Source organism: Streptomyces sp. NPDC058291 (assembly GCF_042880855.1).
Lineage (GTDB): Bacteria > Actinomycetota > Actinomycetes > Streptomycetales > Streptomycetaceae > Streptomyces.
Genome location: NZ_JBHVYK010000065.1, coordinates 1 through 19,198 on the forward strand (window position 1 = coordinate 1; position 19,198 = coordinate 19,198).

Below are 19,198 nucleotides of genomic sequence, written 5' to 3' on the forward strand. Positions count from 1 at the left end.
GCCCCGGATCGTGATCCGGGGCCCCGCCCCTTTGAACGCTGCCGACGCCCAAGGCGTACTACTGGCCGTCAGTTGTCGTCCTCGTCGATGAGGAAACCGCGCATCGGCGAGGGAGCCTGGCCCATCGGGGAGGGACCCTGCGGACGTACCGGAGCCATCGGCTGAGTCATCGCCGGGGACATCTGCTGCTGACCGCCGTAGGACGGAGCGGCCGGGCTGGGCGCGCCCATGCCCGGGTTGCCGCCGTAGGACGGGGCGCTGGCGCCGGCCGGAGCCATCGAGGGCGCCGGGGACGGCGGCAGGGACGCCGCTGCCGGGGTGCGCGGCGGAGCGAGCGAGTCGTCGGCCTGGGTCTCCAGCTGACGCAGCTGGGACTCGAGGTACGACTTCAGACGCGTGCGGTACTCGCGCTCGAAGCCGCGCAGGTCCTCGACCTTGCGCTCCAGCGTGGCGCGGGCGGACTCCAGGGAGCCCATCGCGACGCGGTGCTTCTCCTGCGCGTCCCGCTCCAGGGCGTCGGCCTTGGCACGGGCGTCGCGCTCGAGACCCTCGGCACGCGAACGCGCCTCGCCGACGATCTTGTTGGCCTCGGAACGCGCCTCGGCGATCGCCTGGTCGGCGGTCTGCTGGGCCAGCGAGAGGACGCGCGCGGCGCTGTCGCCACCGGGGCCCTGACCGTGGCCGCCCATCGGGCCGCCCATGGGTCCGCCCATCGGGCCGCCCATCTGCTGCTGCATGGGCGGCTGGCCGCCCATCGGACCCTGACCCATGGGGCCCTGGCCCATCGGACCCTGACCCATCGGGCCGGGACCCTGCTGGCCGCCCTGTCCGCCGGGACCGGCGGGCAGCTGCGGCGCACCGCTCGGCAGCTGGGGCGGGCCGCCCATGGGGCCGCCCATCTGCTGCTGCGGCGGACCAGATATTCCGGCGGGCACCGGAGCGCCCGGACCTCGCATGCCCTGCGGAGGCATCCCCTGCTGCTGCATGCCGCCCTGCTGCATGCCGCCTTGCTGCATGCCGCCCTGCTGCATGCCGCCCTGCTGCTGCATACCGCCCTGCTGCATGCCACCCTGCTGCTGCATGCCGCCTTGCTGCATGCCACCACCCTGCTGCTGGTCCTGCTCGGGGGGCTTGCGCATGTTCTGCTGGTTCTGGGCGGCAGCGCGCGTGGCCGCGGCCAGTTTGGCGCGCAGGTCCTCGTTCTCGCGGAGCAGGCGCGTCAGTTCGGCTTCGACCTCATCGAGGAAGGCATCGACCTCGTCCTCGTCATAGCCTTCTCGGAGGCGGACGGTCGTGAACTGCTTGTTCCGCACGTCCTCGGGGGTCAACGGCATCTCTTCACCTCAACGTAGTCGTCGGCATCGGCAAGACGGTAGTTCACATCGCTCACAGCCGGCTCACGATCGAGATCAGGATGTAGACGATGATCATCAGTACGAAGAAGGACAGGTCGAGCGCCACGCCCCCGAGACGCAACGGCGGGATGACCCGCCGCAGAAGCTTGAGCGGTGGATCGGTGACAGTGTAAGTGGCCTCCAGAACGACCACCATCGCCTTGCCGGGCTGCCATGAGCGGGCGAACTGGAAGACGTAGTCCATGACCAACCGGAAGATGAGCACGATGAGGAAGACCATCAGCGCGATGTAGACGACATCCAGGACCACGCTCATGTTCGGTGCTTCCCTCTCCCCTGCTCTGTGCTGCTCTGTGCTGCTCTGTACTGCTCGTTCCGGTCTTGCGTCTCAGCTCTGGTTGAAGAACCCGCCCTCTGCGATGCGGGCCTTGTCCTCCGCCGTGACATCGACGTTAGCAGGCGACAACAGGAACACCTTCTGCGTCACCCGCTCGATGCTGCCGTGAAGACCAAACACCAAACCGGCCGCAAAGTCGACAAGTCGCTTCGCGTCTGTGTCATCCATCTCAGTCAGATTCATGATCACCGGGGTGCCCTCACGGAAGTGTTCCCCGATGGTACGGGCCTCGTTGTAGGTCCGGGGGTGAAGCGTGGTGATCCGGTACGGCTCTCGTTCCGACACGACCTTGGGCATGATCACCGGTGCGTTCTTCTCCAGGGACTGGCGTTCTTGTGTGATGGATGCCACGGGCGCGATACGCGCCGGACGTCCGGATTCCGCGGGGAGCGAAGCGGCCCGGGCCGCCGACTCACGCGGCGCGGACGGCTGGACGATACGCACCTCTTCGTCCCTTTGGGACTGGTGCGCACCGTGTGACTGGTGGGACGGCTCGTGTCGCCGGTGATCCCGCTCGGGTTCCGGGTCGAGCTCGGGTTCGAAGTCGTCATCGGGGTCGAATCCCCGGCCGTCGTACCCATCGTCCTCCACGAGGCCGAGGTAGACCGCCATCTTGCGCATCGCGCCGGCCATGCTCTGAGTCCTCCGCTCTGTGGTGGATCGACTTTCGACTGCCAAGTCCCGCGATCCACGTGGCCCTTATGTCCGCCTTTCGGCGGTAATGACCATATTTTCTGCTGTGGTCCGACTTCCTGGCGACGTTACCCGAGCCCGCGGCGGACTCCGAGTACCGCAGTGCCGACGCGTACATGTGTCGCTCCGGCCGCCACGGCCTCCTCGAGGTCCGCACTCATCCCCGCGGACACCATGTTCGCAGCAGGATGGGCTCGGCGCAGGTCAGTCGACAAATCCATCAACCGCCCGAACGCCGCTCGTTGGCGACCGGCGTACTCCCCGGTCAGAGGTGCGACGGTCATCAGTCCGTCGATCCGCAGTCCCGGCGAGCCGGCGACCAGGTCGGCCAACTCCCCGACCCCGCCCGGGGCCACGCCACCGCGCTCGCCCCGCTCACCCGACCCGGCGTCCAGGGCGACCTGGATGAGACAGCCCACCTCGCGGCCGGCCCGCACGGCCTCCTTCGACAGGGCGGTCACCAGTCTGGCGCGGTCCACGGACTGCACCACGTCCGCGTAACCCACCACGGAACGCACCTTGTTGGTCTGCAACTGCCCCACGAAGTGCCAGCCGAGCGGCAGATCGGAGCACTCGGCCGCCTTGGGCGCCGCATCCTGGTCCTTGTTCTCGGCGACGTGCCGCACGCCGAGTTCCGACAGGATCCGCACATCGCTCGCCGGGTAGGTCTTGGTGACCACGATCAGGGTCACGTCCTCCGGGGCGCGCCCGGCCGCCGAGCACGCGGCGTCGATGCGCTCGCGCACCTTCGCCAGATTCGCGGCGAGTTCGCCCTCACGGTCCGTCATGTGCATCAGCCCAGCCAGACATATCCCGCGAGTCGCCCCGTGGTGCGATCGCGGCGGTACGAGAAGTGATCGTTCGACTCCCGTGTGCACACCGGCGAGACTTCCCGGTCGCTCACGCCGAGCCGGTCGAGCTGCGCGTGCACTCCGGCGGTCACGTCGACCGCGGGCGTGCCCCAGCTGGTCTCGGCGCGGGCGGCCGGCTCGACGGCGGCCACCTCGGCGCGCATCGCCTCCGGCACCTCGTAGCACCGGCCGCACACGGCGGGTCCGGTACGGGCGACGATCCGGGCGGGGTCGGCGCCGAGCGACTTCATCGCGTCGATCGTCGCGGGCACGATGCCCTTGACCATGCCGGGCCTTCCCGCGTGGGCGGCGGCGACCACCCCGGCGACCGGGTCCGCCAGCAGCACCGGCACGCAGTCCGCCGTCAGCACGGCGAGGGCGAGTCCGCGGGTCGCGCTCACCAGGGCGTCGACCGCCGGGGCCGACGGGGTGGTCCACGGTCCGGCGACCTCGGCCACCTCGTCGCCGTGCACCTGGTTCATCCAGACGACCCGGCCCGGGTCGAGCCCGAGCGACTTCGCGGCCAGTTCCCGGTTGGCACGCACGGCGTCGGGGTCGTCGCCGACCGCTCCGCCGAGGTTGAGCTGCTCATACGGAGCGGCGCTCACCCCGCCCCACCGGTCGGTGAAGGCGAAGTGCGCGCCGCTCACGCTCTCGCGCTGTCCTATCACTTCAGGAAGTCCGGCACGTCCAGTTCCTCGGCCGCGCTGTCCGTGTAGGTCCGCGACGGCGGCACCGGCGGCGAGACCGGGAGGTCGGCGACCGGCTCGGGGGCCGGCTCCGGGTCCTCCTTCGGCGTGACGCTGCCGAGCGAGCCGAAGGACGGACGGCTCTCGGGCTGCCGTACCGGAGTGGGCTCCTCGCGGCGGGCCGAGGACGAGGACGACCCCATGACCGTCTCCCGGCGGGCGGGGGGCTGGCCCCCGTCGAAGCCCGCCGCGATGACGGTGACCCGGACCTCGTCGCCGAGCGCGTCGTCGATGACCGCGCCGAAGATGATGTTGGCCTCGGGGTGGGCCGCCTCGCTGACCAGCTGGGCCGCCTCGTTGATCTCGAAGAGGCCCAGGTCGGAGCCGCCGGAGATGGAGAGCAGCACGCCCCGGGCGCCGTCGATGGAGGCCTCCAGGAGCGGCGAGGAGATCGCCATCTCGGCGGCGGCCACCGCGCGGTCGTCGCCGCGGGCCGAGCCGATGCCCATGAGCGCCGAACCGGCCTCGGACATGACCGACTTGACGTCGGCGAAGTCGAGGTTGATCAGGCCGGGCGTGGTGATGAGGTCGGTGATGCCCTGAACGCCGGAGAGCAGGACCTGGTCCGCCGACTTGAACGCGTCGAGGACGGAGACCTGGCGGTCCGAGATGGACAGCAGTCGGTCGTTCGGGATGACGATGAGGGTGTCGACCTCTTCGCGGAGTTCCGCGATGCCGTCCTCGGCCTGGTTGGCCCGCCGCCGTCCCTCGAAGGTGAAGGGGCGGGTGACCACGCCGATGGTGAGGGCGCCGAGGTTGCGGGCGATGTTGGCCACGACGGGCGCGCCGCCGGTGCCGGTGCCGCCGCCTTCACCGGCCGTCACGAAGACCATGTCGGCCCCCTTGAGGACCTCCTCGATCTCCTCGCGGTGATCCTCTGCCGCCTTGCGGCCGACGGCCGGGTTGGCGCCGGCGCCGAGTCCGCGGGTGAGTTCGCGGCCGACGTCGAGCTTGACGTCGGCGTCGCTCATCAACAGCGCCTGCGCGTCGGTGTTGATGGCGATGAACTCGACGCCCTTGAGACCGACCTCGATCATCCGGTTGATGGCATTGACACCACCGCCGCCGACACCGATGACTTTGATGACTGCGAGGTAGTTCTGCGGTGCTGCCACGTCGAAGGCCTCTCGCCTCGAGTTACGTGTCGTCGCGTCGCAGGTGATGCGATCCGACGACTGATGCCGAATGGGACGGTCCGTTTCGCCGACCCGAACCCTAACGCTGAAGTTTAGGGTTACCAGTGTGTCCGTTCCTTGAAGTCTTCTGAACAGGACACTAAGTCGACAAGTGGCGCCCGTTCAACGAACACGCCGAACCTCCCGTTTTTCTTTTCACCCTATGTGATCAGCCGTGTCGCTGCCCAACCAGGGTGCTGGCCTGCGCTGATGTGCGTCAACTCCCTGATGACGCCGGGGCGGTGGGAGCGCTGACGTCGAAGTGCCGCGCGCCCGGAGCGGCTTTCATGAGAGCCGTGAGCGCACGGCCCTTGGCGGCGCCGTTCTCGGCGCTCCCCCAGGCCACGGTGCGGCCGGCGCCCAACTCCAGCGAGATGTCGTCGTAGGAGCGGACCTTGACGAGCCGGGTCTGCCGGGCGACGCCGGCCGGAAGGGAACCGGCGGCCTCCACCGCCTCCCGCACCAGCCGCGCCTCGCCGAAGCGGCGCAGACTCGCGGCGGCCGATCGCGAGGAGGAAACGGCCGTTTCGAGAAGCGGCACTCCTCGGGGCGCCTCGGAAACCGTGGCGAAACGGACGCCTTCGTCGTCGACCTCCACGAAATTCGACCCTTTTCGCACCACCAGGACCGGCGTGCGTTCGGTCACTTCCAGGCTGATTCCGTGCGGCCAGGAACGGGCCACGTCCACCGTGTGGATCCGGGGCAGTTCCCTGCGCAGCCGCGCCTCGATCGCTCCGGTGTCGACGGAGGCCAACGGCGCTCCGACCGGCACGTCGGCGGCCTCGCGCACCTGCTGCGGGGTCAGCACGGCCGTGCCCGAGACCGCGACGTCGCGCACCCGCAGCCACTGCGAGCCGTACAGCGCCCAGACGGCGCCGGCCCCCAGCAGCACGGTGACGCACGCGAGGATGATGATCGTACGAAGTCGGCGCGGCCCCAACCTCCGGACGAGGGGCGGGCCGGACGACTCCTGCTGGCGTGCACCGCGCTCGGCGGTGTCCGGTCCGGCCACGCACACTCCCTTTCTGGCTCGGTTCCCCTCCGGGTCGTGCGGGCCGGTGCCGGGAGCCCGGCCGTGCCCAGCCCTTGCGGCCCGCGCACTTCCCCTCTCCCGGCGCCGGCCCGGCCCTTCGGCTCACCCGCCGATGCGTTTCCTAACGGTGTGCACGAGAGGCGGCGATCGCCTCGTACACCAGGCCGACGAGCAGGTCGTCGGCGTCCCGGCGGCCGAACTCGCTGGCGGCGCGGGACATCTCGTACAGCCGGTGCGGGTCGGCGAGGACGGGCAGGACGGTCTCCCGGACCCACTCGGGCGTCAGTTCCGCGTCGTCGACCAGCAGTCCGCCGCCCGCCTTGACCACCGGCTGGGCGTTCAGCCGCTGTTCGCCGTTGCCGATCGGCAGCGGGACGTAGGCGGCCGGGAGTCCGACGGCGGAGAGCTCGGCGACGGTCATCGCGCCCGCCCGGCAGAGCATCATGTCGGCGGCGGCGTACGCGAGGTCCATCCGGTCCACATAGGGTACCGGGATGTAGGGGGGCATCCCCGGCATCTGCTGCACATGCGGCATTTCGTTCTTCGGGCCGACCGCGTGCAGGATCTGGATGCCGGCCTGCTGCAGCCAGGGCGCGACCTGCTGGACGACCTCGTTGAGGCGGCGCGCGCCCTGCGAGCCGCCGGAGACCAGCAGGGTCGGCAGGTTGGGGTCGAGGCCGAACAGGTGCCGGGCCTCGGGGCGGGCCGCGGCACGGTCCAGGGTGGCGATGGAGCGGCGCAGCGGGATGCCGATGTAGCGGGCGTCGCGCAGCTTGCTGTCGGGCGTGGAGACGGCGACCCTGGCCGCGTAACGCGAGCCGATCTTGTTGGCCAGCCCGGGGCGGGCGTTGGCCTCGTGGACGACGATCGGCACGCCGAGGCGCTTGGCGGCGAGGTAGCCGGGCAGGGCCACGTACCCGCCGAAGCCGACGACGCAGTCCGCCTTGGTGCGCTCCAGAATCTGCTCGGCGGCCTTGATCGTGCCGCGCAGCCGGCCCGGGACGGTGATCAGCTCAGGGGTGGGCTTGCGCGGCAGCGGCACGGCGGGGATCAGCGCGAGCTCGTAGCCCCGCTGCGGAACGAGCGTGGTCTCCAGGCCGCGCTCCGTGCCCAGGGCCGTGATCCCCACACCGGGGTCCTGCCTACGCAGGGCGTCCGCGAGGGCGAGCGCGGGCTCGATGTGGCCGGCGGTCCCCCCACCAGCGAGTACGACATGCACCGAAATTCACCGCTCTCCGGACGGGCGCGCCGCCGAGGCACGCCGTCGCATCGTGTTCCATCTCCGGGGACTCCGGTCGAACACGGAGTTCCCCGACCCCCGCTTTCTACCAAAACGGGGTTGCCGCATCGCAAGCGCCGCCCGCGCAGCGGGCTCGTCGCGTGCGAAGGCGATCAGCAGCCCGATGGCGAACATGGTCGGCAGCAGGGCGGAGCCCCCGTAGGAGAACAGCGGGAGGGGGACGCCGGCGATCGGCAGCAGGCCGAGCACCGCACCGATGTTGATCACCGCCTGAGCGGTGATCCAGGTGGTCACACCTCCCGCGGCGTACCTCACGAAGGGGTCCTCCGTGCGTCCGGCCACGCGGATACCCGCATAGCCTAGAGCCGCGAACAGGGCGAGCACCGACAGCGTGCCCGCCAGGCCCAGTTCCTCACCGGTGACGGCGAAGATGAAGTCGGTGTGGGCTTCGGGGAGTTGACCCCATTTCTCCACACTCGCCCCGAGTCCGGAGCCGAAGATCCCGCCGGAGGCCAGGGCGTAGATCCCGTGCACGGCCTGCCAGCAGGCGTCGCCCGGGCCCGGGTCGGTGGCGCCGATGCACTGCAGCCGGGCCATACGGTTCGGGCTGGTCTTGATGAGGATCACGCCGAGGGTGGCGGCGACCGACAGGACGCCGACGAAGAGCCGGGTGGGCGCCCCCGCCAGCCACAGCAGCCCGAACAGGATCGCCGTCAGGATGATCGCGGTGCCCATGTCGCCGCCCAGCATGATCAGCCCGAGCAGCATGAACGCCACCGGCACCAGCGGCACCAGCATGTGCTTCCACTGCGCGAGAAGATTCTTCTCCTGTTTGCGGGCGAGCAGATCGGCGCTCCACAGCACCAGCGCGAGCTTGCCGAACTCGCTGGGTTGGATCTGGAAGGAGCCGCCGAGCGAGATCCAGTTCTGGTTGCCGTTGACCGACATCCCTATCCCCGGCACCTGCACCAGGGCCATGAGGAAGACGGCGCCCGCGAGGATCGGATAGGCGAGCCCGCGGTGCAGTTTGACCGGCATCCGCGACGCGACCAGCAGCAGCACGGCCCCGATGGAGGCGGCCAGGAACTGTTTGCGGAAGAAGAACGAACCCGGCAACGACATCTGCAGCGCGGTGATCTGGGAGGCCGAGTAGACCATGACGAGGCCCAGCACGGTGATCAGCAGGCTGCCGCCGAAGATCAGGTAGTAGGCCGTCAGCGGCCGGTCCCAGGCCTTGCGGGCGCGCTCGTGGAGCCGTCGCACGGGGTTGTCGCGGCCCGTCCGGGAAGGGGCCGGGGGTCGGCGGACGGTCCGCTGGACGGGCGGACGCCCGGTTCGGCTACCGGGCATCTGCCGCTCCGCACCCGCGGTGTCCGCTGTACGTCGGCCGTGACGGTCCCACGCGTCCCTCCCAAGGTCGCCCGGCAGGCGGCCGGGTCAGGCGCCGAGTTCGCGAACGGCCTGTGCGAACGCGTCACCGCGCTGGTTGTAGTTGACGAACATGTCCATGGAGGCGCAGGCCGGGGCGAGGAGCACCGTGTCGCCCTCGACGGCGAGGCGCCGGGCCTCCTGGACTGCCGCGAGCATCGCCCCAGTGTCGGTCCGGTCGAGGTCGACGACGGGTACTTCCGGGGCGTGTCGCGCCAGGGCTTCTCGGATCAGGGCGCGGTCGGCGCCGATGAGCACCACGGCACGCAGGCGCGCGGCCGACTCGGCGACGAGCTCGTCGAAGGTCGCGCCCTTGGCGAGTCCGCCCGCGATCCAGACGATCGACCCGTAGGACGCCAACGAGGCCTGCGCCGCGTGCGTGTTGGTGGCCTTGGAGTCGTCGACGTAGGCGACGCCGTCCACGTCGGCGACGTGGGCGATGCGGTGGGCGTCCGGCGTGAAGGCCCGCAGACCGTCCCGGACGGCCTTGGCGGGCACCCCGAAGGCGCGCGCGAGGGCGGCGGCGGCAAGGGCGTTGGCGATGTTGTGCGGGGCCGGCGGATCGACGTCGGCGACCTCGGCGAGCTCCTGGGCGTTCTTCTGCCGGTTCTCGACGAAGGCCCGGTCGACCAGGATGCCGTCGACCACGCCGAGTTGGGACGGCGCGGGGGGCCCGAGGGTGAAGCCGACGGCCCGGCACCCCTCCTCGACGTCCGCCTCGCGCACCAGGTCCTCGGTGGCCTTGTCGGCCACGTTGTAGACGCAGGCGACCCGATTGCCCTCGTAGACGCGGCCCTTGTCCTTGACGTACGCCTCCATCGAGCCGTGCCAGTCGAGGTGGTCGGGGGCGAGGTTGAGGACGGCGGCGGAGTGGGCCCGCAGCGAGGGCGCCCAGTGCAGCTGGTAGCTGGAGAGTTCGACGGCGAGGACGTCGTACCGCTCGTCCCCGACCACCGCGTCCAGCAGGGAGACGCCGATGTTGCCGACGGCGGCCGTGCGCAGCCCGGCGGCCTCCAGGATCGAGGCCAGCATCCGGGTGGTGGTCGTCTTGCCGTTGGTGCCGGTGACGCAGAGCCAGGGGGCCGCGTCGGGGCCTCTGAGCCGCCAGGCGAGTTCGACGTCGCCCCAGACCGGCACCCCGGCCTGGTGCGCCGCCGTGAACAGCGGCTTGTCCGGCTTCCAGCCGGGCGCCGTGACGACGAGTTCGGCGCCTTCGGGCAGGGTCTCCCCGTCGCCGAGGCGCACGGTCACGCCCAGCGCCTCGAGTTCGGCGGCCTGCTCACGCGCGCGTGCGTCGTCGCCGTCGTTGACGACGGTGACGCGTGCGCCGAGCCCGTGCAGCACCTTGGCCGCCGGGACGCCGGAGACGCCGAGCCCGGCGACGGTGACGTTCTTCCCCTGCCAGTCGGTCACTTGTCCGCTGCCCATCCCGCGTAGAAGAGACCCAGTCCGACGATCACACAGATGCCCTGGATGATCCAGAAACGGACCACGACCAGGACCTCGGACCAGCCCTTGAGTTCGAAGTGGTGCTGGAGTGGCGCCATGCGGAAGACGCGCTTGCCGGTCAGCTTGAAGGAGCCGACCTGGATGACCACCGACATGGTGATCAGCACGAACAGGCCGCCCAGGAGGGCGATCAGCAGCTCGGTGCGGGAGCAGATCGCCAGACCCGCGAGCACGCCGCCGAGCGCCAGCGAACCGGTGTCGCCCATGAAGATCTTGGCCGGGGAGGTGTTCCACCACAGGAAGCCGAGGCAGGCGCCCATCAGCGCGGAGGCGATGACCGCGAGGTCCAGCGGATCGCGCACCTCGTAGCAGGCGCTGGGGTTGGTCAGGGTCTCGCCGTTGGCGCAGGACTCCTGGAACTGCCAGACGCCGATGAACGTGTACGCGCCGAAGACGAGGACGGAGGCGCCGGTGGCGAGGCCGTCCAGACCGTCCGTCAGGTTCACGCCGTTGGACATCGCCAGGATCATGAACAGCGCCCAGACCACGAACAGCACGGGGCCGATCGTCCAGCCGAAGTCCGTGATGAACGACAGCTTGGTGGAGGCGGGCGTGTTGCCCCGGTTGTCGGAGAACTGCAGCGACAGCACGGCGAAGGCGATGCCGACGATCAGCTGGCCGGCCATCTTCGCCTTGGCCCGCAGACCCAGCGAACGCCGCTTGACGATCTTGATGTAGTCGTCGAGGAACCCGACCAGGCCCATGCCGCACATCAGGCCCAGCACCAGCAGACCGGTGTAGGTCGGCGGCTTGCCCGTGATCACCTTGGACAGGAAGTACGCCGCGATCGTCGCGAAGATGAAGGCGATACCGCCCATGGTCGGCGTACCGCGCTTGCTGGCGTGCTCGCGCGGGCCGTCGTCGCGGATGTACTGGCCGTAGCCCTTGCGCGCCAGCAGCTTGATCAGCAGCGGCGTGCCGACCAGCGTCAGGAAGAGGCCGATCACACCCGCGAACAGGATCTGATTCATCATCGGGCGGCGACCTCACCCTCGGCGCCGGTCTCGAGCAGCGCCTGCGCGACACTCTCGAGGCCGACCGAACGGGACGCCTTCACGAGCACGACGTCCCCCGGGCGCAACTCGCTGCGCAACAGGTCGACAGCCGCCTGTGCGTCGGACACGTGCACCGACTCCTCACCCCACGAACCCTCGTTGTATGCGCCCAGTTGCAGCCAGGCGGCTTCCCTGCCCCCGACCGCGACGAGCTTGCCGACATTGAGCCGGACGGCGAGCCGTCCGACCGCGTCGTGCTCGGCGAGCGCCTCGTCCCCGAGCTCGGCCATCTTGCCGAGCACCGCCCAGGTCCGCCGCCCCTTGCCCATGGCCGCGAGCGCGCGCAGAGCGGCTCGCATGGACTCGGGGTTCGCGTTGTAGGCGTCGTTGACGATCGTCACGCCGTCCGGGCGCTCGGTGACCTCCATCCGCCAGCGGGAGAGGGAGCCCGCCTCGGAGAGCGCGGTGGCGATCTCTTCCGCGGACATGCCCAGCTCATGGGCGACGGCGGCCGCGGCGAGCGCGTTCGACACGTGGTGCTCACCGTACAGGCGCATGGTCACATCGCTGCACCCGGAGGGTGTGTGAAGGCTGAACGAGGGCTGTCCGCTGTCCGTGAGTCGCACGTTCTCGGCCCGAACGTCCGCTTCGCCGGACTCTCCGAAAAGGACCACTCTCGCCTGGGTACGGGAAGCCATGGCCCGGACCAACGGGTCGTCGGCGTTGAGGATCGCGATGCCGCCCTCGCTCGCCGGCGGAAGGGCCTCGACCAACTCGCCCTTTGCCTGTGCGATCTGATCGCGGCCGCCGAACTCGCCGATGTGGGCGCTGCCCACGTTCAGCACGAGGCCGACCCGGGGCGGGGTCAGACCGGTGAGGTAGCGGATGTGTCCGATGCCGCGGGCCCCCATCTCCAGCACGAGGAACCGGGTCTCCTCGGTGGCCGACAGCGCCGTCAGCGGCAGCCCGATCTCGTTGTTGAGCGAGCCGGGCGTGAACACGGTCGGCGCCTTGCGCCGGAGCACCTGCGCGACGAGGTCCTTGGTGCTGGTCTTGCCGGCCGAGCCGGTGAGCGCGACGAGGGTCGCGCCGAGCGCGTGCACGACGTGCCGGGCGAGAGCGCCGAGCGCCGTCTGGACGTCGTCCACGACGATCGCGGGCACCCCGACGGGCCGTGAGGCCAGCACGGCCGCCGCGCCCGCCTCGACGACCTGGGCCGCGTAGTCGTGGCCGTCCACCCGCTCGCCGACGAAGGCGACGAAGAGGCTGCCGGGCTCCACCTCGCGGGAGTCCCGGACGACCGGTCCGGTGACCTTCACGGACGGATCCGGTATGTCGTGCGTCTGCCCGCCGACGGCTGCTGCGATCTCGGCGAGGGAGAGGGCGATCACAAGTTCATCCCTGGGTCTGCTGGATAGCTTCGCGAAGCACCTGGCGGTCGTCGAAGGGACGGACGACGCCGGCGATGTCCTGGCCCTGCTCATGGCCCTTGCCCGCGACCAGCACGGTGTCCCCGGCGTGCGCGCGGGCCACGACGGCGGCGATGGCGGCGGCCCGGTCCTCGAACAGCAGGACCTCGCCGCGCTCGTGCGCCGGCACGGACGCCGCGCCTTCGAGCATGGTCGCGAGGATCGCGAGCGGATCCTCGGAGCGGGGGTTGTCGGAGGTCAGCACGGCCGTGTCGGCGAGCCGGGCGACGGCGGCGCCCATCGGGGCCCGCTTGGTGCGGTCCCGGTCGCCGCCGCAGCCGAGGACGACGTGCAGCCGGCCCTTGGTGACCTTGCGCAGCGCCCGCAGGACCGACTCGACGGCGTCCGTCTTGTGGGCGTAGTCGACGACCGCCAGATAGGGCTGCCCGGCGTCCACCCGCTCCAGGCGGCCCGGCACGCCCGGCACGGCGGCGACGCCGTCGGCGGCGGTCTGCGCGTCGATGCCGGCGGCGGCGAGCGCGACGATCGCGGCGAGGGTGTTCGCCACGTTGAAGGAGCCCGGCAACGGCGACCTGGCGGCCGCCCGCGCTCCGTCCGGGCCCACGACGGCGAACGTCGAGTCCATGGGGCCGATCTCGACGTCGACCGCGCGCCAGTCGGCGTCGGGGTGGCCCTCGGCGGAGAAGGTGACGACCGGGACCTCCGCCTCCTCGATCAGCCGGCGGCCGTACGCGTCGTCGAAGTTGACCACGCCGAGTTTGCTGCGTTCCCGGGTGAACAGCCGCGCCTTGGCCTGGAAGTAGTCCTCCATGCCGGAGTGGAACTCCATGTGCTCCGGGCTGAGGTTGTTGAAGACGGCGATGTCGAAGACGCAGCCGTCGACCCGGCCGAGGACCAGGGCGTGGCTGGAGACCTCCATGGCGACCGCCTCGACGCCCCGCTCGCGCATGACGGCGAACAGGGCCTGCAGATCGGTGGCTTCCGGGGTGGTGCGCTCGGACTTGATGCGCTCTTCGCCGATGCGCATCTCGACGGTGCCGATGAGTCCGGTGGACCGGACCGACTTCAGGCCCCCCTCGACGAGATACGCGGTGGTCGTCTTGCCCGAGGTGCCGGTGATGCCGATCTGGAGCAGGTCGCGGCCGGGGTGTCCGTAGATCGTGGCCGCCAGCTCGCCCATCGACCCGCGCGGGTCGTCGACGACCAGGGCCGGCAGGCCGGTCGCGGCGACGCGCTCGGCGCCGGTCGGATCGGTCAGCACGGCGGCCGCGCCCAGGCTCGCGGCCTGGGTGACGAAGTCGGCGCCGTGCAGACGGGCGCCCGGCAGGGCGGCGTACAGGTCCCCGGGGCGGACCGCGCGCGAGTCATGGGTGATGCCCGTGACCTCGACGGCGGCGTTCTCCGGCTGCGCGGCGCCCAGCTGATCGGCGAGGTCCGCGAGGGGTGTGGCGGAGACCTGGGCCGGTCGCGGCGGTCCCGGATATGTCACGGAAGCGCCCTTCTGGGGGGTTCGGGACTGATCAGCGTGTGGCACGGCGGTGAGCGTACCGGGCGCACCCGCCCGGGGGCGAAGCGAGGGCGCGGTGGGGGACGCGGGCGTTGCGGGCTTCCCGGGGTCGGGAGTGATCATGGTCACGGGCTCGGTTCCTGGCTTGTGCGGCGCTGAACAGTGGCGGGCGGGGGGTCGGGGCGGGCGGGTGAGGTCCGGCCGGGGCTGCTCCCGGGCGGCCCGGGCGAGGCCGCTCGGGAGGGCGGCACGGTCAGGGCGTGAAGTCGACCGGGAGGTTGGCGGGCTTCGCCCCGGTCGGCGGGACCTGCAGGGTCTTCAGGGCGAACTCCATGACCTGCTTGAAGACGGGACCACAGATCTGGCCGCCGAAATAGCTGCCCTCGGTGGCGTTCTGGATCGCGCAGTACACGGTGATGCGGGGGTTGTCGGCGGGCGCGAAGCCGGCGAACGACGAGGTGTAGCCCTTGTAGGTGCCGGTGGCCGGATCCACGCGGTTGGCGGTGCCCGTCTTGCCCGCGACGCGGTATCCGGGGATGCGCGCCTTGGCGCCCGTGCCCTGTTCGTCGTCCACCACCGACTCCAGCATCTGGGCGAGGGCCTTCGCCGTCTTCTGGCTCACCACCCGCGACCTGCCGGGCGCCGGGGCCGGGGTGAAGCGGCCGTCCGGGCCCTTGGCGCCGCGCACCAGGGTGGGCTCGACGCGGACCCCGCCGTTGGCGATCGTGGAGTACACCGAGGCCGCCTGGAGCGCGTTGAGGGACATGCCCTGGCCGAAGGGGATCGTGTACTGCTGCGAGGTCGACCACTTGCCGGGCGGGGCGAGGATGCCCTTGGTCTCGCCGGGGAAGCCGAGCCCGGTGTGGCTGCCGATGCCGAACTTGCGCAGGTAGGAGTACAGGACCCGGTTGGCCTCGGCCTGCGTCTTGCCGAGCTGTCCGGTGGCCAGGATGGTGCCGATGTTGCTGGACTTGGCGAGCACGCCGTTGAGCGTGAGGTACCAGGTGGCGTGGTCGACGTCGTCCTGGAAGAGCCGGTCGCCGCGGTGCAGCCGGTTGGGCACGGTGACGTGCGTCAGCGGGGTTGCGGCGTTCTCCTCCAGGACGGCGGCCATCGACATGACCTTGGCGGTGGAGCCCGGCTCGTAGGCGTCCTGGACGGACGGGTTGCCCAGGTCGGCGGCGTCGGCCCGGGAGAGGTCGTTGGGGTCGAAGCCGGGCGAGTTGGCCATCGCGAGGATCTCGCCGGTGCGCGTGTCCTGCACTATGACGTAGCCGCGGTCCGCCTTCGACTGCTCGACCTGGTCGGTGATGGCCTTCTGGGCGGCCCACTGGATGTCGCGGTCGATGGTGAGCTCGACGTCGGAGCCGGGCACCGCCGGGGTCTCGGTGGAGCCCGCGGTGGGCACCTGGCGGCCGCCGGACTGGGCGTAGCGGATCTTGCCGTCCTTGCCGGCGAGGGTGGCGTTCAGCTGCTGCTCGACGCCGCCGCCGCCCTTGCCGTCGGCGTTGACCCAGCCCAGTATCCCGGCGGCGAGGTCACCGTTGGGGTACACCCGCTTGCTGCTGGGCACGGAGAAGACCCCGGCGAGGACGTTGACCGTGGCCTTGTCCGTCTCCGACTTCGCCGAGAGCGCCGACCTCAGGTCCCGGATCTGCTTCCAGACCTGGGGGGTCTGCCGGCCGGCGAGCTTGACGTAGCGCAGGTTGCGGTCCTCGGGCCGCAGCTTCTTGACGAGGGCGGCCTGATCCTGCCGGAGGATGGGGGCGAGCAGGGCGGCCGCCTGCTCGGGTCCGTCGTCGACCGGGAGCTGCGGGCGGGCGAACATGGTGGGGTCGGCCGTGATGTCGTAGGCGTCCTCGCTGGTCGCGAAGGCCACGCCGGTCCGGTCGGTGATCTCGCCGCGTGCGGCGGCCAGCACCTGGCCGACGTACCGGTTCTGCTCGGCCCTGGCGGTGTAGCTGCTCGCGTCGACGGCCTGCACCTGCAGGAGGCGGACCACGAAGGCGAGGAGCACCAGCGTCAGCGCGAGGCCGACCATGCGCAGCCGGGGCCGGGGGCTGCCGAGCCGGATGACGCGCGGGGCCGGGCGGGGGGCGAAGGCGGCCGGGCGACGGGCCGGGCGGCCGCCGGGGCCCGGGCGCCGCTGGGCGGACGCGGGGCGGGCGGGCCGGGCGGACCGGGCGGGGCCGGGCACCCGCCGGCGCGGCGGTTCCCTGTCGGACACTTCCGTCACCTGCCGGGGGTCTCGGGGGTGGTTTCGGTCGGGTCGGGGGCCGGGTTCTGCACCGGCGGGTCGAGCCGCGAGTCGCTCGGGGCCGGCGACGGCGACGGCGACGGCGACGATCCGATCGTCTGGGAGAGCAGCAGGGCCTCGGGCGGCCGGACGGCGGGGGCCTCCTGCACGGACTGCTGCGCCGCGGCCGACGGGACGCCCTTCACGGTGCCGTCGGGGTTCAGGAACGCCGGGTCGCCGCCCGGGACCATGCCCAGTTCGCGCGCACGGCGCTGGAGGGCGTCGGGGGCGGAGTAGGAGTCGATGTCGCGCTGGAGCGCCTGTTCCTCGTCGGTGAGGCTCTTGGTGTCCTTCTTCAGGTCGTCCATCTTGAACGAGCCCTCGCTGAGCGCGGAGTTCAGCACGAGCAGTCCGATGAGGCCGCCGCCGAGGAGGAGGACGACGAGGAGGACGAACGGGGTGCGCGCCGCCTGCCGCGGTCCTGCCGGGAAGAGCCGCGCGAGCCGGGCGGCCCTCCCTTTCAGTTCGGGTTTCCCGCTCACTCGCCTTCCCCCGGGTGGAACGCGCCACCCTCGGCTCACGCCCGTCATTCGATGGACTCCCTGATCCGCTCGGCTCCGCGCAGTCGCGCCGGGGCGGCGCGCCGGTTCTCGGCGATCTCTTCCTCGGTGGGAAGTTCGGCACCCCGGGTGAGCAGCTTGAGCCGCGGCTGGTAGCGCTCGGGGACGACCGGCAGTCCGGGCGGGGCCGTGTTGGCTGCGCCGGCCGCCAACACCTGCTTGACCATCCGGTCTTCGAGCGAGTGATACGACAGGACGGCGATGCGTCCGCCCACCGCGAGCGTCTCGACGGCCGCCGGGATCGCCCGCTCCAGGACGGAGAGTTCGCCGTTGACCTCGATGCGCAGCGCCTGGAAGGTGCGCTTGGCGGGGTTGCCGCCGGTGCGCTTGGCGGCCTGCGGAAGCGCGTTGCGGATCAGCTCGACGAGCCGGGCGCTGTTGGTGAACGGCTCCTTGTCGCGCTCGCGCACGACGGCGGAGACGATCCGCTTGGCCTGCTTCTCCTCGCCGTACGCCCGCAGGATCCGCACCAGTTCGCCCGGCGGGTAGGTGTTGAGGACCTCGGCGGCGCTGACGCCGGTCGTCTGGTCCATGCGCATGTCGAGCGGGGCGTCCTGGGCGTACGCGAAGCCGCGGTCGGCCTCGTCCAGTTGCATGGAGGACACGCCGAGGTCGAACAGGACGCCCTGCACGCGCGCGTGCCCGAGCCGGTCCAGGACCTCGGGGAGTTCGTCGTAGACGGCGTGCACGAGGGTGGCGCGTTCACCGAAGGGGGCCAGCCGCTCGCCGGACAGGCGCAGGGCCTCCTTGTCGCGGTCGAGGGCGACGAGCCGCGCCTCGGGGAACCGGGTCAGCAGGGCCTCGCTGTGGCCGCCGAGGCCGAGCGTGCAGTCCACGACCACCGCTCCGGGTTCCCGCAGGGCGGGGGCCAACAGGTCCAGGCACCGCTGGAGCATCACCGGGACATGTCGACTGTGACTCAAGGGGCCCTCTCAGATGCGGCGGGTGGTACGCACCGCCGGGTCCCCGCCCCCTCGTGAAGGGAAGGCCTGCCGGCGCCGCGGGGAGATCTCCGGCGGCCGGGCCGGGGTCTCTCGGGATTCAGTCCAGCAGGGAGATCGTCGCCTCCCGCTTCGCGTCACTTTAGTCCACGGTGTCGCGCGGTCAATCAACCGGCCTGCACGGCGCGGCCGAGCGGCGGACGCCCCCTCCGAGCGGCTGTGTCGTACCTCACAAAGACGGCGTGATGACGCTCTTTTTCCCTCCCCACAGCGAGACCGGAACGCCCGTGACCAGTACCGTCATGAGTATGACGACTTCCGCATCCGTACCCATCGCATCCGAAGGCGCCATAGGCGGTGGCGCCGTGACCGACCGCCTGGTGAAGGCGAACGAGCGGTATGCCGCGGCTTTCGCCGACCCCGGCATGGACGCCCGTCCCGTCCTGGAGGTCGCGGTCGTGGCCTGCATGGACGCCCGGCTCGACCTGCACGCGGCGCTCGGCCTGAAGCTCGGCGACTGCCACACGATCCGCAACGCGGGCGGCGTGGTCACCGACGACGTCATCCGCTCGCTCACCATCAGCCAGCGCAAGCTGGGCACGCGCAGCGTCGTCCTCATCCACCACACGGGCTGCGGCCTGGAAGCGATCACCGAGGACTTCCGCACCGAGCTGGAGATGGAGGTCGGCCAGCGCCCGGCCTGGGCGGTGGAGGCCTTCCGCGACGTCGACCAGGACGTCCGCCAGTCGATGCAGCGGGTGCGCACCTCGCCGTTCCTGCTGCACACCGACGACGTGCGCGGGTTCGTGTTCGACGTGCGCACGGGTCTGCTGCGCGAGATCGACCCCGCGTAGCCCTCCCCGGCCCCGCACCGCGTGCCGCCACCCCCGCCGCTGCCGCTGCCCGCGTGACCGTTCGCGGGCACGGTAGTTCACTGTCGTTTCACCGGCGATCCGGGTCCCCGGGCACCCGAATCGCCACAACACCGACATATCACGGACAGTTGTCCACAGGCGAGTGACACGAATCGGTAACGGCA

General features: G+C 71.1%; 17 protein-coding genes. 1 reads left to right on the forward strand and 16 read right to left on the reverse strand.

Annotated features, from left to right (window positions below):
- Positions 1-68 precede the first annotated feature (68 nt).
- The 16 genes from ACFVYK_RS27400 to rsmH form a co-directional block, all read right to left on the reverse strand.
- On the reverse strand, positions 69-1,334 hold the full coding sequence (locus tag ACFVYK_RS27400) for a DivIVA domain-containing protein (protein ID WP_389778581.1): 1,266 nt from the start codon (positions 1,332-1,334) through the stop codon (positions 69-71).
- 52 nt (positions 1,335-1,386) lie between these two features.
- On the reverse strand, positions 1,387-1,671 hold the full coding sequence (locus ACFVYK_RS27405) for a YggT family protein (RefSeq protein WP_020129925.1): 285 nt from the start codon (positions 1,669-1,671) through the stop codon (positions 1,387-1,389).
- 72 nt (positions 1,672-1,743) lie between these two features.
- The gene (locus ACFVYK_RS27410) at positions 1,744-2,385 is read right to left on the reverse strand and encodes a cell division protein SepF (RefSeq protein WP_389778583.1); all 642 of its coding nucleotides are present in this window, start codon (positions 2,383-2,385) and stop codon (positions 1,744-1,746) included.
- Between the two features lie 128 nt (positions 2,386-2,513).
- Positions 2,514-3,233, reverse strand: a complete 720-nt coding sequence (locus ACFVYK_RS27415) for a YggS family pyridoxal phosphate-dependent enzyme (RefSeq protein ID WP_389778584.1) — start codon at positions 3,231-3,233, stop codon at positions 2,514-2,516.
- Between the two features lie 5 nt (positions 3,234-3,238).
- Entirely contained in the window at positions 3,239-3,967 is a 729-nt protein-coding gene (gene pgeF, locus ACFVYK_RS27420) for a peptidoglycan editing factor PgeF (protein ID WP_389778585.1), read from the reverse strand.
- Positions 3,964-5,160, reverse strand: a complete 1,197-nt coding sequence (ftsZ, locus tag ACFVYK_RS27425; RefSeq protein ID WP_389778587.1) for a cell division protein FtsZ — start codon at positions 5,158-5,160, stop codon at positions 3,964-3,966. The genes pgeF and ftsZ overlap by 4 nt, the downstream gene beginning before the upstream one ends.
- A gap of 277 nt (positions 5,161-5,437) precedes the next feature.
- Positions 5,438-6,232 carry a cell division protein FtsQ/DivIB gene (locus tag ACFVYK_RS27430; RefSeq protein ID WP_389778589.1) on the reverse strand — a complete coding sequence of 265 codons (795 nt, stop codon included), beginning with the start codon at positions 6,230-6,232 and terminating at the stop codon, positions 5,438-5,440.
- A 142-nt stretch (positions 6,233-6,374) separates the two neighbouring features.
- A complete protein-coding gene (murG, locus tag ACFVYK_RS27435; RefSeq protein ID WP_389778591.1) occupies positions 6,375-7,472 on the reverse strand; it encodes an undecaprenyldiphospho-muramoylpentapeptide beta-N-acetylglucosaminyltransferase in 1,098 nt (365 codons plus the stop codon).
- 6 nt (positions 7,473-7,478) lie between these two features.
- Positions 7,479-8,843, reverse strand: a complete 1,365-nt coding sequence (gene ftsW / locus ACFVYK_RS27440; RefSeq protein WP_389778593.1) for a putative lipid II flippase FtsW — start codon at positions 8,841-8,843, stop codon at positions 7,479-7,481.
- A gap of 87 nt (positions 8,844-8,930) precedes the next feature.
- Complete coding sequence (gene murD / locus ACFVYK_RS27445; RefSeq protein ID WP_389778595.1) at positions 8,931-10,349, reverse strand: UDP-N-acetylmuramoyl-L-alanine--D-glutamate ligase; 1,419 nt, start codon at positions 10,347-10,349, stop codon at positions 8,931-8,933.
- Entirely contained in the window at positions 10,331-11,404 is a 1,074-nt protein-coding gene (mraY, locus tag ACFVYK_RS27450) for a phospho-N-acetylmuramoyl-pentapeptide-transferase (protein WP_389778596.1), read from the reverse strand. Before mraY ends, murD begins: the two co-directional genes overlap by 19 nt.
- Positions 11,401-12,816 (reverse strand): UDP-N-acetylmuramoyl-tripeptide--D-alanyl-D-alanine ligase, encoded by a 1,416-nt coding sequence (gene murF / locus ACFVYK_RS27455; protein WP_389778598.1) that lies wholly within the window; start codon positions 12,814-12,816, stop codon positions 11,401-11,403. Before murF ends, mraY begins: the two co-directional genes overlap by 4 nt.
- Before the next feature lie 4 nt (positions 12,817-12,820).
- Positions 12,821-14,491 carry a UDP-N-acetylmuramoyl-L-alanyl-D-glutamate--2,6-diaminopimelate ligase gene (locus ACFVYK_RS27460; protein WP_389778600.1) on the reverse strand — a complete coding sequence of 557 codons (1,671 nt, stop codon included), beginning with the start codon at positions 14,489-14,491 and terminating at the stop codon, positions 12,821-12,823.
- A gap of 124 nt (positions 14,492-14,615) precedes the next feature.
- Positions 14,616-16,589 (reverse strand): peptidoglycan D,D-transpeptidase FtsI family protein, encoded by a 1,974-nt coding sequence (locus ACFVYK_RS27465; protein ID WP_389778602.1) that lies wholly within the window; start codon positions 16,587-16,589, stop codon positions 14,616-14,618.
- Between the two features lie 5 nt (positions 16,590-16,594).
- On the reverse strand, positions 16,595-17,140 hold the full coding sequence (locus tag ACFVYK_RS27470; protein WP_389778604.1) for a septum formation initiator family protein: 546 nt from the start codon (positions 17,138-17,140) through the stop codon (positions 16,595-16,597).
- Between the two features lie 44 nt (positions 17,141-17,184).
- Positions 17,185-18,141, reverse strand: a complete 957-nt coding sequence (gene rsmH / locus ACFVYK_RS27475) for a 16S rRNA (cytosine(1402)-N(4))-methyltransferase RsmH (RefSeq protein WP_389778606.1) — start codon at positions 18,139-18,141, stop codon at positions 17,185-17,187.
- 326 nt (positions 18,142-18,467) lie between these two features.
- On the opposite strand from rsmH, the gene ACFVYK_RS27480 reads away from it, so the two are divergent.
- Entirely contained in the window at positions 18,468-19,013 is a 546-nt protein-coding gene (locus ACFVYK_RS27480) for a beta-class carbonic anhydrase (protein WP_389778607.1), read from the forward strand.
- Positions 19,014-19,198 lie beyond the last annotated feature (185 nt).